The sequence below is a fragment of the Desulfosarcina sp. genome (genome assembly GCF_041551955.1).
Taxonomy (GTDB): domain Bacteria; phylum Desulfobacterota; class Desulfobacteria; order Desulfobacterales; family Desulfosarcinaceae; genus Desulfosarcina.
Genome location: NZ_JBFELV010000077.1, coordinates 1 through 15,773, shown reverse-complemented (window position 1 = coordinate 15,773; position 15,773 = coordinate 1). Strand labels below are relative to the sequence as shown.

Sequence of the window (15,773 nt, the reverse complement as noted above, 5' to 3'; positions counted from 1 at the left end):
GGTGATGATGGCCAGCTCCTGCTGCAGGTAGGTGCCGGCCTGGGGCACGCCGTGGCGCTGGAAAATCTCGTTGGCCGTGCAGCAAATGCCGCCCAGCTGGATGCCTTTGGCGCCCTTGGATTTGGCGTACTCGATGATCTCCGGTTTCTGGCTCACTGCCACGATCATCTCGGAGAGCACCGGCTCATGGCCGTGGACGATGATGTTGACGTGGTCTTCCTTCATGACGCCCAGGTTGGCTTCGGCCTGCAGGGGGTAGGGGGTGCCGAAAAGCACGTCCTGAAGGTCCGTGGCCAGCATGGAGCCGCCCCAGCCGTCTGCCAGAGAGGCGCGCGTGCCCTGCTTCATCAGGTTTTTGTAATCCTGGTCCACGCCCATGTGGGTGCGGTGCATGATCTCGACGATTTCACGGTCGATGTTTCTGGGCAGTACGCCGGTTTTGGCCCACTTTTCATACAGGGGTGCCGGCGCCCGCTTCAGGTAGCGCAGCTCGCCTTCTGCCTTGCCCCATTCATTCAGGGCTTTTTCGGCCACTTCCAAGGCGATTTCATCGATGTTGCGGTCCTGGACGGCGCCGTCCACATCTACCGTGGTGGCCACGTCAAACCAAGGCGCAATGGCCAACAGCTTGTTGACGTCCTTGATTTTGTAGGCGTCGGTCTCTTTGCGGGCCGCACTCAGGAACACCTCGGCCACACAGCGGCCATGGTCGGAGTGGGCGGCTGCGCCGCCGGCGATCATGCGGATGAAGTTACGGGCTGCGATGGTGTTGGCCGTGGCGCCGCAAAGTCCCTTGCGGGTGTCTTTTCCCTCGATGCCGCCCTTGGGCAGGGGCAGGCGGCAGGGGCCCATGGCACAGTTTTTACAGCAGATCCCCTGGATACCGATTGCGCAGGGTTTCATCTGGACTGCACGGTCGAACACCGTGTCGATGTTCAGCCGCTGGGCCCGGGCGATCAGTTCCTGGGTTGCAGGGTCAATGGAAGCGCCGACCGGATCGGCCAGTTTGGCGCCCTTATCTTTGGTTAGTTCTGCCATCAGAGGTTCCTCCTCGTATTGATTTCGGCAAGGGTTAGCGATTCAGGGTTTAGTATAGCGAGACACGTTTGTGGACCCAGTTGAGCCGTTCGAGAATCTTCTCGGGCTCGCTTTTCTGCTCGGCGGCAGGCGTCATGGGAACCACGTTGTCGACGGCGCCGGTTTTGCGTGCGGCAGCCATTTTGGCACGCTCGGCGGCACGTTTCTGGCGCAGAGACTCCTCGGCGGCGTCTCTTTCGGCGGCTGCCTTGGCGGCGGCTTCCTTCTCCGCCTTGGCTTCGGCGTCCGCGGCTGCTTTGGCCTTGGCGTCGGCATCCGCCTTGGCTTTGGCTTCCGCCTCGGCCTTGGCTTTGGCATCCGCTTCTGCTTTGGCCTTGGCGGCGGCTTCGGCGTCGGCCTTGGCCTTGGCCTCGGCTTGGGCGTCTACCGCCGGCGCGGCGGGGGCAGCTGCCGGCGCCGGTTCGGCTTTCTTTGCAGCGGCCGGCTTGGCTGCGGGTGCGGCGGCCGGCTTGGCGGCCGGTTTGGCGGCAGCCTTGGGTGCCGCGGCGGCTTTGGCCGGAGCGGCTTTTTTCTCTTCTTCGATGGTCAGGTCCGGTGCCGGTGCCAGGGCGGCCAGATCCACGGAGACGCCTTCCAGGCGTTTGGCGATGGGGGCGATGTCGGCGGCGCTGCCACCGTCCATGGCGATGTCGATGAATGCCTTGACCAGCCGGATGGCTTCGGGGTGGCGCATGATCAGGATGTCGGATCCGGCCATGAGGTAAGTCACGGCACCCACGGCTTCCATGAGGATGCCGCGTTTTTCCGGATCACCCAGGGTCGGGGCTTCGTCCACGTCCTGCTTGGCTTCCTTGCATTTCCAGATTTCGTTGGCCAGGTTGTTGATGATGGGCATCTGGAGCTTGTCGTCGCCCTGGGCCATGGCGGCCATCCTGAGGCGCTCCATGACCGAATAGCTGTACTCCAGACCGTAGCCCAGACCGCCGGTGGTGGGGTCGATGATTACCCGATCCATGGGCATGCCCAGGTTTTCCAGCAAAATGTTGACCTGCTTGGCCAGGTTGACGTCGATGGGAGACGAACTGATGATGGCGTGGCCGTAGCCCATGGCGGCGGCGCCGACGCCCTTGTGGTTCTTATCCTCCACCGGGCCTAAGGTCAGCTGCACGTCCTGGCAGTCTTGGGCAATTTGTTTGAAGACCGCCTCGTCCTTTTCGTGGTTGGCGACGCCCCAGACCACCAGGGGCACGTCGATGGCGCCCAGCACCTTTTTCACCGTGGCCGATGCTTCCTTCGGGCTTGCATCGGTGCCGTTGGGATCGGTGCTTTTGAGTTGGAGCACGATAATTTCGGCGCCGTATTCCTCAACGCATTTTTTGGCCCATGCGGCCGGGTCGGAGACCACGTCCTTGAAGGGTTCCATTGCCGCTGCCGGCCACTCATCGGGTGCCATGTCCCAGATCTCCATGGCCACTTTCGGTTTGTGGGGCATTTCCCCCTCAAACTGATAGAGTGGGTAGCAGGTTTCACCTCCGACGGTAATGGCTTTGTCGCCTTTACCGATGGAGATCGCCTTTATCGCACCTGCATAGGATTCTTTGTAGAATTCGAAACTCAAAGTTACCTCCTTATCAGCTACCGGTTAATGATTGAGGTGTACTGAAGCACTACGGTGGTTCATTGTTCGTGTGGCAGGGCGATAAGCCCCGGTCACAAAATAAAAAGCTCAGGCCCCCTTTCGTTTAAGTATTTTTTATATATAGAATCTACAGCGGTAGATAAAAATCCGTGGGAGAGAAAAGGCGGGTATAGGATAGGGTTGCGGTCAGCGTGATGGATCGTTTTCTTTTTCATGCAGCACAGCATCGTCAAAACAGCCCTCTGGTGCGCAAATGATGACTCATTTGTCGGTCGGAAAAACAGATTGTAATTGGTTCGAAAGGGCCACTGGGGCCGAGATGGCCTCCCGCTTCCCAAAGGCGGAAAACCAAGGATTATTCTTATAGGTTGAAGGGTTTATTTGTCAATAGAGGAGTGGGATTAAATCCCAATTATTACTATATTGCCTTCGGCACGCAACAGGCGTCGACGGCCGTTAAAACACCTAACGGCAGAACCCCTGTTATCTTTTATAGTTATGACCATATGCGCGTCTAACCGGTCTCGGTCAGGGTTGCTGCCGCCGCTGGGCCAGCCGTTCCTTGAGCCGGGGAAACGGGTTCATGTCCGTGTGGGGCAGAAACAAGGCCGCCACGTAATTGTCCATGTAGGACGGGGTTTCCGACAGCTCGAAATTGGTCATGCTGCGGGTCGCCTCCACCACATCCTTGCGGATCCGGTTGGTCAGGCTGCTCATCTTGGCCCCTAAAAGGGAGCTATTGCCGATGAAGGTGACCTTGTCCGCATCGATTTCCGGCAGCAGACCGATGGTCATGGCCTTTTCCAGGTCCACGTAACTGCCGAAACCGCCGGCCAGAATGATGCGGTCGATGTCCTGCATACCCATGCCCACCTCGGTTAACAGGGTCATACAGCCGCTGTAGATGGCACCTTTGGCCCGGATCAGGTTTTCGATGTCGATTTCGGTGAAGGTGATGTCCCGGTCGATCTGGGTCTCCTCGGCCCAGGCCAGCACATATTCCCACACGCCGTTGTCCACCCGGATGCGGTCGGATGCCAGATCACGGTTGAACTTGCCCAGGTTGTTGATCAGGCCCAGTTCGAACATGACGGCGGTCATGATGATCACTCCGGACCCGCAAATGCCCTTGGGACGCACATTGCCAATGGTCATCAACATAGGCTCCCAGGTGGTCGGATCCAATGAGAAGTCCTCGATGGCGCCTTTGGCCGCTCGCATGCCGAATTTGATGCCGCCGCCTTCGAGAGCCGGCCCGGCGCTGCAGGCGGCGCAGGCCAGCCAGTCCCGGTTGCCGATGACGATCTCCGCATTGGTGCCGATGTCCATGAACAGGGTCAGCCGGTCGTCCAGGTACATCCCTGACCCCATGACCCCGGCCACGATGTCTCCGCCCACGTAGCTGGAAACGGCCGGATAGACCAGGGCCGTGACGTGATCCCGCAGATCCAGACCGATGTCCACCGCCCGGATGGGCGGGTAGAGCGTGGACGCCGGTACGTATGGGGAGCGGCGAATATAGCGGGGATTGATCTGAAGCAGCAGCTGGGTCATGGTGGTGTTGCCGGCCAGGGTGATGGCGGCGATGTCGTCCGGATCCACCTTGGCACGGCGCACGATCTTGCCGATGATCGTGTTGATGGTTTTGGCCACCACCTTGTGGAGGCGGTCCAGTCCGCCCTCTTTTTCGGCAAAGACAATCCGGCTGATGACATCCTCCCCGTAACTGATCTGGCCGTTGAATTCACCATGTTCGGACATGACCTCACCATTTTTCAGGTCGATGAGCTGGCCGTAAACCGTTGTGGTTCCGATGTCCATGGCGATGGCATAGTTGCGGTCGGTGGTGTCTCCGGACTGGACGTTGATGATCTCGGTCTTGCCGCTGTCCATCACCGGCCGGGCCAGGGTGGCGGTGACCCTGAAGCCGTCCTTTCTCAGCGCGTCGGGAATTTTGCGGATTACCGGCAGGCTTACCGTCAGGCGGTGTTCGTCGTGGTGGAGCTTAAGGTGGCTGACCAACCGGGTGACGTCGGGCAGATGATCCTGGTTGTCGGGTTCGGGCAGCTCGATGTAGACCTTTTCCACCGGCGGCAGGAACAACCCCTGTTCCTTCAGGTCGTTGAGGTCCATCTGTCGAATACGGGCCGTGCGCCGTGGGACGTAGCGTTGATCCAGCACGCTGGTGTCGACGGTCGACTCCACCGGCACGCGGACGACCACATCTTCGGTGATCGTCGAGCGGCAGGCCAGGCGGAAGCCTTTTTCCCGATCGGCCGGGCTCAACTGCTCACTGAGGCCCCCCGCCACCTGGCCGGATTCCACGATGACGCGGCATTTCCCGCAGACACCCTCGCCCCCGCAGGAGGCGTTGATGTGCACGCCGGCCTCCATGGCCGCCCGGATCAGGATTTCGCCGTCGTTGACCTTGATTTCGCGATTGTGGGGTAGGAATTTAATTGTATGGGTAGTCATGAATGAATCCTTTGATTATGAGATTTAGGAATTGGGGGATTGAGGAATTGAAGGAATGCTGTCTTTTGGGGTTCTTTTATTCACCAATTCCCTAATTCCTAAATTCGTAATCCCTCAATTGGTTTTCAAATCGTCAAACCGGCAACTCAGGGCCGCCATGCCGTCTTCCATGGCGGTGAATACATGCACGGGCAGGCTGTTGAACAGGCTGAGCATGCCTTGGTTGTCAGGTGCTGTATACGCGGTAAAGCCGGCGATGCCGTTGTCCCGGGCCCCCTCGAAAAGCTTTTTCATCAACCGCTTGCCGAGTCCTTTGCCCTGCCAGGCGCCACTGACGGAAAAGGCGACCTCAGCCAGGTTGCAGGACGGATCCAAGAGGTACTCGCCAATGCCTACCACCTTGCCGAAGCCGAACTCGCCGACCACCGCCAGCATGGTGAGGTTTTTAATGTAGTCGACCTGGGAGACCGCTCCCACATCGTCACTGACGAAACTGGTCTTCTCGTGAAAAAAACGCGAGACGATATCGTCTTTGTCCAGGGTGTAAAAATGTTCCTGGATCCGCCGTTCGTCGACCGGTTTGGCCGGGCGAATGGTTATCGCTCGGCCCTCGATCTCGAGCGTCTCTTCCAGGCGGAGGGGATAAACCCCGTGCAGGGAGCCCTTCATCTTTCGTTCGGCGCCGATCAGGTTCAGCCGCTTGGCGTGGTGCAACAGTTCATCCCGAAAATCCGGGTGGGCGATGCTGATCATGGCCATGGCCCGCTCCTGGAGGCTTTTGCCGAACAGGTTCACGACCCCGAATTCGGTGGCGACGTAGTGGACATCGGCCCGGGGCACCACGACGGCGGTGTCACCCAACACGGGAACGATGCGACTTTTTCCCCCTCCCACGGCGGTGGCCGGAAGCATGATGATGCTGCGACCCCCCTCGGACTGAAATGCTCCCCGAATGAAGTCCAGCATGCCGGTGACACCGGAAAAGTTGTTGAACTCCAGGGCGTCGGCGGCCACCTGGCCGGTGAGGTCCATGGCCATGGCGACGGACAGAGAAACCATCTTGTTGTGGGCGGCGATGACAGGCGTTGCGTTGACTACATCCGAGGGGTGAAATTCAATGGCCGGGTTGTCGTTGATGAATTCGTAAAGGCTGGGCGATCCGATGGCGCTGCTGGCCACCATTTTCCCGTTGTTCAGTCCTTTGCGGCGATTGGTGATCACTCCCCGAGCAAACAGGTGCATCATCTCGTTGGTCATGAACTGCGTGTGGATGCCCAGGTCGTTTTTTTCCGACAGCGTAGTCAAGGTTGCCTGGGGGGCCGTTCCCGGGCTGATTTGAAGTGTGGAACCATCCTCGATGAGCCTGGCAATCAGCTGGGCGATGGTGTCGGCAGCATCGGATTCGGGGACGATGGGCAGGGTCAGGATGGGCTCTTGCCGTTCAACCACCAGGTGGACGTCGTTGACGTGAATGAAACTCCGGCCCAGCACCCGGGGCATTTCCGGATTGACCTGGACGATGGTCAGATCCGCGGAGGTGGCCGCCGCCAGGGTAATGTCCACCGAAACCCCCAGGCTCATCCAGCCGAAATCGTCTGGCGGCGTTGCCTGGATCAAGGCCACATGGACCGGCAGGCGCCGGCTTTGGAACAGCCGGGGAATGGCCGACAGATTCAGCGGGGTCAAAAAGCGGGCCTTTTCGGCCAGATGTTTGGATTTGGCCGATCCCATATAAAAGGAGCGAATGTTCAGGCGCTGGCCCCGGGAGCGGTTGGCGATCAGTGAAAGCGGGGCGGTTTCCAGGGACATGAGCCGCACGATCTCCAAATCGGTGAACCAGGCGGTCGCCTCGGCCAAGGTCTTTACCAGATGCTGGGGTTCCCCGCAGGACGAGCCGATAAACACCCGCTGACCGGGTCGGATATGTCCGATGGCATCTTCGGCTGTGCATCGTTTCTGCACATAACTGTCCGCCCAGTATAAATTGCCCGCCATTTCATCCTCTTTGCCCGTCAATCGCTTGTTTTATGCATGCCTTAACCGGATACGCTGACTGAGCGTATATTCATAACGGTTCATTGACCCTTTATCAAGAAAAAGTCCTTTTTCAGCCCTGATTCGGCAACCCTTTTCGACCTGTTACCGGCAAGGACTGAATGCGATTCACTTTCTCTGCTTGTTGACATCGCGGCGTATATATTGTAACAAGTTGAAGCTTTTAGCTATTTATACCCAACGCCGGGAAAGTCGGCGCGGATTCAGGCAGTTTAACCAACACACAATTATTGCTGGCTTTTTTTCAGGCGGTGTCCATGCTCAATTGGTTGAGGGTTTTCAGCGGCGCCATCGACAGATCCAACGAGGCGGTGGGCCGTTTGGTCTCCTGGATCACCCTGCTGCTAGTTCTGGTAGTTTTTGTCGATGTGGTCATGCGTTATTTGTTCAAAACCAGCTTCGTCTTTACCCAAGAGCTGGAATGGCACCTCTTCGCCTTCATATTCCTCATCGGTGCCGGATACACCCTGCTTCACGACGGCCATGTGCGGGTGGATATCATCTACCAGCGGTTGAACCTAAAAGGGCGAGCGTGGATCAACCTCATCGGCGTGATCTTTTTCCTCATCCCCGGGTGCTACCTGGTGATCAGCACCTCATGGCATTTTGTCAGCAACTCCTTCTCCATGCTGGAAGGCTCTCCTGATCCGGGAGGCATTCCCTACCGGTTTATCGTCAAAGGAACCATGACCGTGGGGTATACCCTGCTGCTGCTTCAGGGGCTCTCCATGGGTGTTCATGCGCTGCTGCAGCTTCTGGGTGCTGAAACGGATGACGAGGAGAAGGCTTGATGGAGTATTTGCCTGCATGGATGTTTTTGGCCCTGACGATCCTGTTGATGGCCGGATTTCCGGTCACCTTCACATTGATGGGAACCGCCATGTGTTTCGGCCTCATCGGTTTCGGCTGGTCCTTTTTCAACCTGCTGCCCCTGCGCATCTGGGGCGTGATGACCAACATCACCCTGATCGCCGTGCCTCTGTTTGTCTTCATGGGCGTCATGCTCGAGCGCTCCGGCTTAGCCGAAGAACTGCTCGACACCATGGGGCTGCTGTTCGGCCGCCTGCGCGGCGGGCTGGCCATCTCCGTGGTGGTGGTGGGCGCCCTGCTGGGCGCTTCCACCGGAATCGTGGGCGCCACCGTGGTCACCATGGGCCTGCTCGCCGTGCCCACCATGCTTCGCCGCGGATACAAGAATGAACTGGCCACCGGCACGGTGGCCGCTTCCGGTACACTGGGTCAGATCATCCCCCCCAGCATTGTTCTGGTGCTCATCGGCGATATCGTCGGCGTTTCCGTCGGCGACTTGTTTATGGGGGCAGTCTTCCCCGGTTTCTTGCTGGTGGGTCTGTTTATCCTTTACATCTTGATCATCTCCTGGCTGCGCCCCAAGTGGGCACCGGCCATTCCCAAGGCCGAGTTGGCCGCCATTTCACCACGCCAGTTAGCGGCCCGGGCGGGCAAGGCCCTGTTTCCGCCGCTGTTTCTGATGGTGGCCGTTCTGGGCTCCATTTTTGCCGGTATCGCCTCCCCCACCGAAGCGGCCGCCGTGGGTGCCGTGGGTGCCACCCTGCTGACCGTGGCCAACCGTAAATTTTCACTGAAGATCCTCCAGGAGGTGATGCAGACCACGGTGCGTCTGACCTGCATGGTGTTCATCATCCTTTGCGGGGCGGCGCTCTTCGGGCTGGTCTTCCGCGGATTGGGCGGCGACGGACTGGTGAGGGATTTCTTGGGATCCCTGGCCGACAAGTACAGCCATAACATGGTCCTGGCCATCGTCATGGCCCTGATTTTCGTCATCGGCTTTTTTCTGGATTTTATTGAAATCACCTTTATCCATGTGCCGGTGCTGGCGCCCATCATGATCGAATTCGGCTTCGATCCGGTGTGGTTCTGCATCCTGATCGCGGTCAACCTGCAAACCTCGTTCATGACGCCCCCCTTTGGATTTTCGCTGTTTTATCTGAAGGCGGTGACGCCGCCGGAAATTTCCACCGGGCACATTTACCGGGGCATCATTCCCTTTGTCCTGGTTCAGGTTATCGGCCTGGCCATCGTGGTCCTTTTTCCCCAATTGGCCACCTGGCTGCCGAAAATTGTTTTTGGGAATTAATTTGAGTTCGGTCTTGATCCCATCACCCCATCATCAACCAAGGAGGATGCAGCGATGAAAAGAAGAGATTTTCTGAAAAAGGCGGGTGTCGGCGCGGCGGCGGTTGCGGCAACGGCAGTCAATGCACCGGCGGTACGGGCGGCAAAAACCTACAACTGGAAGATGGTCACCACCTGGCCTCCCAAACTGCCCGTACTCCAGGACGGCTGCGAGCGACTGGCCAAACGCATTGGTGAATTGTCCGACGGCCGTATCAAGATCCAGGTCTTTGCCGCCGGTGAACTGGTGCCGGCCCTGGAAAGCTTTCAGGCGGTTTCGGACGGCACCGTCGAAGTGGGCAGCGGGGCCGCCTATTACTGGGCGGGAAAAGAACCGGCCACCCAGTGGTTTTCCGCCGTGCCCTTCGGCATGAACGGCCAGGGCATGAGCGCCTGGTTCTACGGCGGTGACGGATTGAAGCTGTGGGAGGAAACATACGCCCCCTTCAACCTGATTCCCCGTCCCGGCGGCTCCACCGGCGTCCAGATGGGCGGCTGGTTCAATAAAAAAATCGATACCATCAACGACTTCAAGGGTTTGAAGATGAGAATCCCGGGCCTGGGCGGCAAGGTGCTGGCCAAGGCTGGCGGTACGGTCGTGCTGCTACCCGGCGGTGAAATATTTACCTCCCTGGAGCGCGGCGTGATCGATGCTACCGAGTGGGTGGGCCCCCTGCATGACCTGAGGTTGGGGCTCTATCAGGCCGCCAAGTATTACTATTACCCCGGATGGCACGAGCCGGGCACCTACCTGGAGTATTTCTTCAACAAGAAGGCCTACGAGAGCCTGCCCAAGGACCTGCAGCACATCGTTGATGCCGCCTGCACCGAAACCGAGCACTGGGTTCTGGCCCAGTTCGACGCCCTCAACGGCCAAGCCTTGCAGACACTGATCAACGACAAGAAGGCGCAATTGATCCAGTTTCCCGACCAAGTCATGGCGGACCTTAAAAAACTGTCCGATGAAGTGGTGGCCGAAGAAGCCGCCAAGACCCCCATGGCCACCAAGGTCAACGAATCATTCAAAAACTTCCAGAAAGTGGTGGGCACCTGGGGCAGCGTGTCCGAGAAGGCCTACTACGACATTATTCAACCCAAGTTTCCCTTGAAGGGCTAACCGGCAATTACGGCGCCCCGGGCTTCGGGTCGTCAACCATAGACACTTTGACAATCACCATCGGTTCCGGCGCAATACCGGAGCCGATGTTTTTTTTGTGAAGGAGAGGCCGTGGTATCGATGGCCGACATCGCTGTGGGTCAACGCTGGGCTAGTGAAATGGAACCCGAACTGGGCGTGGGCATCGTCGACGCCATTTTGGGTAGGCGGATTCACCTCAGGTTTCCGCTAATCGGCATTACCCGGATTTATGCCATCCAAAGCGCGCCCATTCGGCGGATTGTCTTTCACCCCGGGGATCGTATCGAAAGCGAGCCGGGTGAAACCATGACCGTCGACGCCATTGATTCGGAAGGGGGGCTTCGCGTGTATTGCGGCCAGGGCATACGCCTGCGTGAAGACCGGCTGCCCGATACGCTGGCAGTTGACACGCCGAGGGAACGGCTCATGGCCGGGCAGCGCGACCCGTCCGCCCTGTTTGACCTGAGATGTCGCGTCCTGCGCTACCGGCACCGCATGGCCCGGTCGCCGGTGTCAGGATTCGTAGGCGGGCGGGTGAACCTGATTCCCCATCAATTCGCTATTGCCGCCGAGGTCAGTGCTCGCCGCCGTCCCCGAGTGCTGCTGGCCGACGAAACCGGCTTGGGAAAAACCATCGAAGCGGGCCTGATTCTGCATCGCCTGACGGTTACCGGCCGGATCAATAGGATCCTGACCATCGTTCCCGATGCCCTGGTGGTGCAGTGGTTTGTAGAACTGGCACGCCGATTCAATCTGCGCTTTCGCATTTTCGATGATGCGTTTCCGGTGGCAACGCCGCCTTCCGCCGCCGGTGACAATCCCTTTTTAGACCAACCGTTGGGGCTTTGCGGCTTCTCTTTTTTGACAACTGCCCCACCTGCACTGCAGTCCCGATTAATCGACGCCGGCTGGGATATGGTGGTGGTGGACGAAGCCCACCACATGCAGCCGGGTGGCCCGTTGTTCCAACAGGTTCAACCGCTGGCGGAAACCGTTGAGCGGATGATTCTGATCACGGCCACGCCGGGGCACCTGTCGGAACGCAGCCATTTTGCCCGACTGCGCCTGCTGGACCCGGATCGCTATACCGACCATGGGCAATTCAAAACGCAAAGCCGGGCGTTGGGACAGATTGCCCGGATCGTGCAGACGCTGGCGGATGGCCACTACGCCGATCAGGATAGCCTGCAACGCCTGTCGCATATACTCGGCCGGCCTGTCCACGCCATCGAAGAAAAACTGGCTCAAACCGCCGGACGGAAAGATTTGATGAGGACCCTAATCGATCGGCACGGCACGGGCCGTGTGATGTTTAGAAATACCCGGCGCAGCGTCGGCGGGTTTCCGGGCCGGCGGGCGTATCTGGTGCCTCTCGATGTAGATGGCATGGGGGCTCCGATGCGTCTTCAGTTCAACCGGGAAGTCCTGCAGGATTGCGGATTGCAGCCGGCAAGCGGTAAGATCGCTTTTGAAGACGACCCCCGGGTGGCCTGGTTGGAAAACTATCTGCGTGAAAACCCTGCGGAGAAGACGCTGCTGATCTGCCGAACGTCCTTAAAGGTCAAGGCGCTTTATGAGGCCCTGGAAAAGCGCATCAAGGTCCATGTCGGGCGCTATCACGAGGAGATGACGCTGGTGCAGCGGGATCGCAATGCGGCCTGGTTCGCCGAGCCCGGCGGTGCGGTGCTGCTGCTGTGTTCGGAACTCGGCAGCGAGGGACGCAACTTCCAGTTTGCCCGCTCCCTGGTCCTTTTCGATCTGCCGCCGGATGCTGAGTTGCTTGAGCAGCGCCTCGGCCGTCTGGACCGCATCGGCCAGACCGGGGTCGTTCAGGTGTGGGTGCCGTTTGTCCGTGGAACTGGTGGGGAGATCCTGACACGATGGTACCATGAGGCCCTGAACGCATTTGAAACGAACATCCCGGCCGCCGGGTGGGTGACCAGCCGTTTTTTCGGTCAACTCATGGCCCTGATCGGCGACTTGGGCAATAAATCGACCGATGCCCGCCTGGACCGGCTGATCCACGGTGGCCGGATTTCCGTCATCCGCCAACAGCGTCGTATTGAATTGGAGCGGGATCGGCTCCTGGAGCTGGATGCATTGCCCCCGGAGAAGGTGGCTCGGCTGATGGAAGCCATCCGAGAGGTAGACAATGATCCCGGTTTCCTGCAATGGGTCGAACCGCTTTTTGACGTCTGGGGAATCGTGATGGAGCCGATTGCCCACCAGGTCTATCGATTGAGCCCGGACCGCCGTTATGCGGACCCGCTGCCGGGGTTCCGACCCGCCGGTCTGACGGTGACCACGGACCGTGCCAGGGCCTTGATTCGTGAAGATCTCGGATTCCTCACCCGGGATCATCCACTGGTGAGCGGTGCCATGGAACACTATCTGGGCAGCGGAAAAGGCAATGCCGGATTTGCCTGTTGGGAGAGCGCCGGGGAGCCGGCATTTCTGATAGAGATGGTATTCTTGTTGGAAGCGATCGCCAGGCCTGATCTTTATGTGGAGCGATTCCTGGCGCCAACCCCGTTTCGGGTGGTGGTGGATCACCACCTGAATAATTGTGAAGTGGCTCTGCCCGAAGGGCTGTCGGACCAGCTCACTGACGGTTCAGCCTCCCTTTTCGCTGAAATCGTTCCTGCTTTTTCCCATCGGTTCCCGGATATGCTCGAGGCGGGTCGGGGGATAGCCCAGGACAGGTCCCGGCCGATCATCGAAGCGGCGCATCAGGCGGCCGGAAGGTCGATGGACGACGAAGTCAATCGCATCGAGGCGCTCTCCCGCGTAAATGCCGCTATTGGTGACAGGGAAATCACCGCGGTAAAGCTGGAACGGGATGCCTTGTTGTCGTCCGTCTCATCGGCTCGGATGAGACTGGATGCCATGCGCCTTATTGTAAAAAAATGAAAGGCGTTTTGATCGCCGGGTCCTAAATCTATCACCAAGCAGCCGTCGTCTTTTCCGAATTCGGGGTTGGCTGGCGGTTGGAATTCCAAAGATGAAATGGTAAAATAAAATTTTATCCTAATCGGATCTCAGCACAGCGCCATGAACATGCAATCCAATATAAACCAGCGCCGATTTCCCCGCCGGGCGGCCTTTATTATTGCGGAATATTCCGTCAAGGAAGGGTCGTTTCGGGATATCATCAAGAATATCGGTGCCACGGGGATATTTATCGGCACCTGGCGGCGGATCGCCGAGGGCCAGCCGATCGATCTCAAATTTCCGGTCTTCGAATTTGAAAACCAACTCCAGGTCTCGGGATCGGTCGTTCGCCGTACATCCAAGGGCTTCTCGGTGGTTTTCGACCGGCCAATTGACGGGCTGATCTGCAAGGAGGGGCATTTCCCCGAGATTGTGCATGAGGGTGATCGATAAACCTTCAATAATACAAGATGGCGTTGGCCTTTCTGACATCGATCCGTTTTATGCCTTTAGGCAACTCGTACCAGTCACCGATGCCTGACGATTCCGTTCGGTACACCAATGCCGCCGTGTGAATAACGAAGTCCAGCACCTGCGGATCGATCGGTTGGCCGTTAAGCGATAGGGAGACCAGATCGATACGGGCCGCTCCATTCCGGGTCAGAAAAACGCCTTTGAAATCGAAAACCAGGTTTTCGCCCAACAGGGTGTCCAGGTTGAGTCGCTGCGCATCGAACCGCATTTTCCCGCGGACATGGTTGTCATCCAGCAGTTTCACCGTCAGATCCTCGCAGACCGGCTCCTCCTCCTGTGCCAGGCGGTAGGCAATGTAGGCGTTGAGCTCCTTCTCGGTCACTTTAGCGCTGAGCTCCTGCGTGTCGGCGCGGGGCGGCTGCTCGGCGATGACCCTGAGGATGTGCCTGACCGTGAGCGCATCCTTGGTAGTCTGATCGATGGCGCCGATCAGCAGCACGGCACAACCCAAAAGGGCGATCCATCCACGCCAGTAAATAGAGTTCCTTGTCATCTCTTTGTGTGTCAACCTCCCTGTATCGTTCAATCCTGCCTCGATGCTAATCGTATCGCCGGCAGCGCCAAAACGAAAATCACATTAGCAGATCGCGTGAACCGATACAATTAAGAACCGCACTGACGGTCCGATTGGCCGACGACCGCCCGTAAAAGGGGTTGAAATCCTTATTGGTCATGGTAAAAAAGGGCGCCACCAGCCCGGTGCAAACGCAGACGAACAGGACCATTTGTGACCGACAACCAAAAACAGATTGACCACTTTCGCAACCTGATTAAAACGACCATGCACAGCGACGCCATCGCCCTGCGCCGTGAATTGGACCGGCTGGTGCGGTCCCGGAAAAAGATGGCGGACGCAGAGATGGCCCGACGCCTGAACGATCTGGCTCCGAAAATCCGTAACGCCGCTGCCAGATGGCAGCGACGCCGGGAAGGGGTCCCTCAATTTGAGGGGCTGGCCCATCTGCCGATCACTGCGGCAAAGGCGGCGATCATCGACAGCATCCGCCAACATCCGGTGACCATTATCTCCGGTGAGACCGGATCGGGCAAAACCACTCAGATCCCCAAATTCTGCCTGGCTGCCGGGCGCGGCATCAACGGCAAAATTGCCTGCACCCAGCCCCGGCGCATTGCCGCCACCACGGTTTCCGCCCGTATTGCCGAAGAGTTGGGAGAGGTTCTCGGACAATCGGTGGGCTACAAAATCCGTTTTCAGGACAAGAGCGGCCCCGACGCGTATATCAAGGTGGTTACCGACGGCATTTTGCTGGCCGAAACCCAGGGCGATCCCTGGCTCAACGAATACGATACGATTATCGTCGACGAGGCCCACGAGCGCAGCCTGAACATCGATTTTGTGCTCGGCATCCTGAAACAGCTGGTCCACAAACGAAAGAACCTGAAGCTGATCATTACCTCGGCCACCATCGACACCGAGAAATTCTCCCAGGCCTTTGACGATGCACCGGTGATCGAGGTCTCCGGGCGGCTTTATCCGGTTGAGACGCGCTATTTATATCCGGATGCCGGCCCGGAAGACAAGGAGGACCGCACGCCAGTCGAGTTGGCGGCAACCGCCGTGGATGGACTGATGGCCCGCCGTACCCGGGGGGACATCCTGATCTTCATGCCCACCGAGCAGGATATTCGTGAGACCTGCGAGACACTGGGGGGGCGCCATTTTGCGAGGACGGTGATCCTGCCTCTGTTTGCCCGGCTCAGTGCCGGGGAGCAGCGCAGGGTTTTCGCCGGCACCGCGGCCCGCAAGATCATCGTGGCCACCAACGTGGCCGAGACATCCATCACCAT

The 15,773-nt window shown here is 58.6% G+C and carries 10 protein-coding genes and 1 pseudogene; 6 read left to right on the top strand and 5 right to left on the bottom strand.

Annotated features, from left to right (window positions below):
* From ABYV26_RS08325 to ABYV26_RS08310, 4 genes and pseudogenes are all read right to left on the bottom strand, one after another.
* Nucleotides 1–1,038 (bottom strand): annotated as a pseudogene (locus ABYV26_RS08325) (carbon monoxide dehydrogenase); the annotation flags it as partial.
* A gap of 49 nt (nt 1,039–1,087) precedes the next feature.
* Nucleotides 1,088–2,656, bottom strand: a complete 1,569-nt coding sequence (locus ABYV26_RS08320) for an acetyl-CoA decarbonylase/synthase complex subunit delta (protein ID WP_372679973.1) — start codon at nt 2,654–2,656, stop codon at nt 1,088–1,090.
* A 549-nt stretch (nt 2,657–3,205) separates the two neighbouring features.
* On the bottom strand, nt 3,206–5,152 hold the full coding sequence (locus tag ABYV26_RS08315; protein WP_372679972.1) for an ASKHA domain-containing protein: 1,947 nt from the start codon (nt 5,150–5,152) through the stop codon (nt 3,206–3,208).
* Between the two features lie 114 nt (nt 5,153–5,266).
* Nucleotides 5,267–7,147 carry a GNAT family N-acetyltransferase gene (locus tag ABYV26_RS08310; RefSeq protein ID WP_372679970.1) on the bottom strand — a complete coding sequence of 627 codons (1,881 nt, stop codon included), beginning with the start codon at nt 7,145–7,147 and terminating at the stop codon, nt 5,267–5,269.
* 317 nt (nt 7,148–7,464) lie between these two features.
* On the opposite strand from ABYV26_RS08310, the gene ABYV26_RS08305 reads away from it, so the two are divergent.
* The 5 genes from ABYV26_RS08305 to ABYV26_RS08285 all read left to right on the top strand — a co-directional run bounded on the left by ABYV26_RS08305 (nt 7,465) and on the right by ABYV26_RS08285 (nt 13,883).
* Nucleotides 7,465–7,998: a TRAP transporter small permease subunit gene (locus ABYV26_RS08305; RefSeq protein ID WP_372679968.1), complete on the top strand. Its 534-nt coding sequence runs from the start codon at nt 7,465–7,467 to the stop codon at nt 7,996–7,998.
* Nucleotides 7,998–9,323: a TRAP transporter large permease subunit gene (locus ABYV26_RS08300; RefSeq protein WP_372679966.1), complete on the top strand. Its 1,326-nt coding sequence runs from the start codon at nt 7,998–8,000 to the stop codon at nt 9,321–9,323. Before ABYV26_RS08305 ends, ABYV26_RS08300 begins: the two co-directional genes overlap by 1 nt.
* 54 nt (nt 9,324–9,377) lie before the next feature.
* Entirely contained in the window at nt 9,378–10,478 is a 1,101-nt protein-coding gene (locus ABYV26_RS08295; RefSeq protein ID WP_372679965.1) for a TRAP transporter substrate-binding protein, read from the top strand.
* A gap of 120 nt (nt 10,479–10,598) precedes the next feature.
* Nucleotides 10,599–13,409 carry an RNA polymerase-associated protein RapA gene (gene rapA / locus ABYV26_RS08290; RefSeq protein WP_372679963.1) on the top strand — a complete coding sequence of 937 codons (2,811 nt, stop codon included), beginning with the start codon at nt 10,599–10,601 and terminating at the stop codon, nt 13,407–13,409.
* 141 nt (nt 13,410–13,550) lie between these two features.
* Entirely contained in the window at nt 13,551–13,883 is a 333-nt protein-coding gene (locus tag ABYV26_RS08285) for a PilZ domain-containing protein (RefSeq protein WP_372679961.1), read from the top strand.
* Between the two features lie 4 nt (nt 13,884–13,887).
* Here ABYV26_RS08285 and ABYV26_RS08280 read toward each other — a convergent pair whose 3' ends face one another.
* Entirely contained in the window at nt 13,888–14,457 is a 570-nt protein-coding gene (locus ABYV26_RS08280) for a hypothetical protein (protein ID WP_372679959.1), read from the bottom strand.
* A gap of 234 nt (nt 14,458–14,691) precedes the next feature.
* Between ABYV26_RS08280 and ABYV26_RS08275 the strand changes: the two genes are divergently transcribed.
* The coding region (locus tag ABYV26_RS08275) for a DEAD/DEAH box helicase (protein WP_372679958.1) at nt 14,692–15,773 on the top strand (1,082 nt) is incomplete at its 3' end.

What these genes read in the sequence shown, in the direction of transcription:
- ABYV26_RS08315 (WP_372679972.1), bottom strand. Translation starts at nt 5,152, where the DNA reads ATGACTACCCATACAATTAAATTCCTACCCCACAATCGCGAAATCAAG.
- ABYV26_RS08310 (WP_372679970.1), bottom strand. Translation starts at nt 7,147, where the DNA reads ATGGCGGGCAATTTATACTGGGCGGACAGTTATGTGCAGAAACGATGC.
- ABYV26_RS08305 (WP_372679968.1), top strand. Translation starts at nt 7,465, where the DNA reads ATGCTCAATTGGTTGAGGGTTTTCAGCGGCGCCATCGACAGATCCAAC.
- ABYV26_RS08300 (WP_372679966.1), top strand. Translation starts at nt 7,998, where the DNA reads ATGGAGTATTTGCCTGCATGGATGTTTTTGGCCCTGACGATCCTGTTG.
- ABYV26_RS08295 (WP_372679965.1), top strand. Translation starts at nt 9,378, where the DNA reads ATGAAAAGAAGAGATTTTCTGAAAAAGGCGGGTGTCGGCGCGGCGGCG.
- rapA (WP_372679963.1), top strand. Translation starts at nt 10,599, where the DNA reads ATGGCCGACATCGCTGTGGGTCAACGCTGGGCTAGTGAAATGGAACCC.
- ABYV26_RS08285 (WP_372679961.1), top strand. Translation starts at nt 13,551, where the DNA reads ATGAACATGCAATCCAATATAAACCAGCGCCGATTTCCCCGCCGGGCG.
- ABYV26_RS08280 (WP_372679959.1), bottom strand. Translation starts at nt 14,457, where the DNA reads ATGACAAGGAACTCTATTTACTGGCGTGGATGGATCGCCCTTTTGGGT.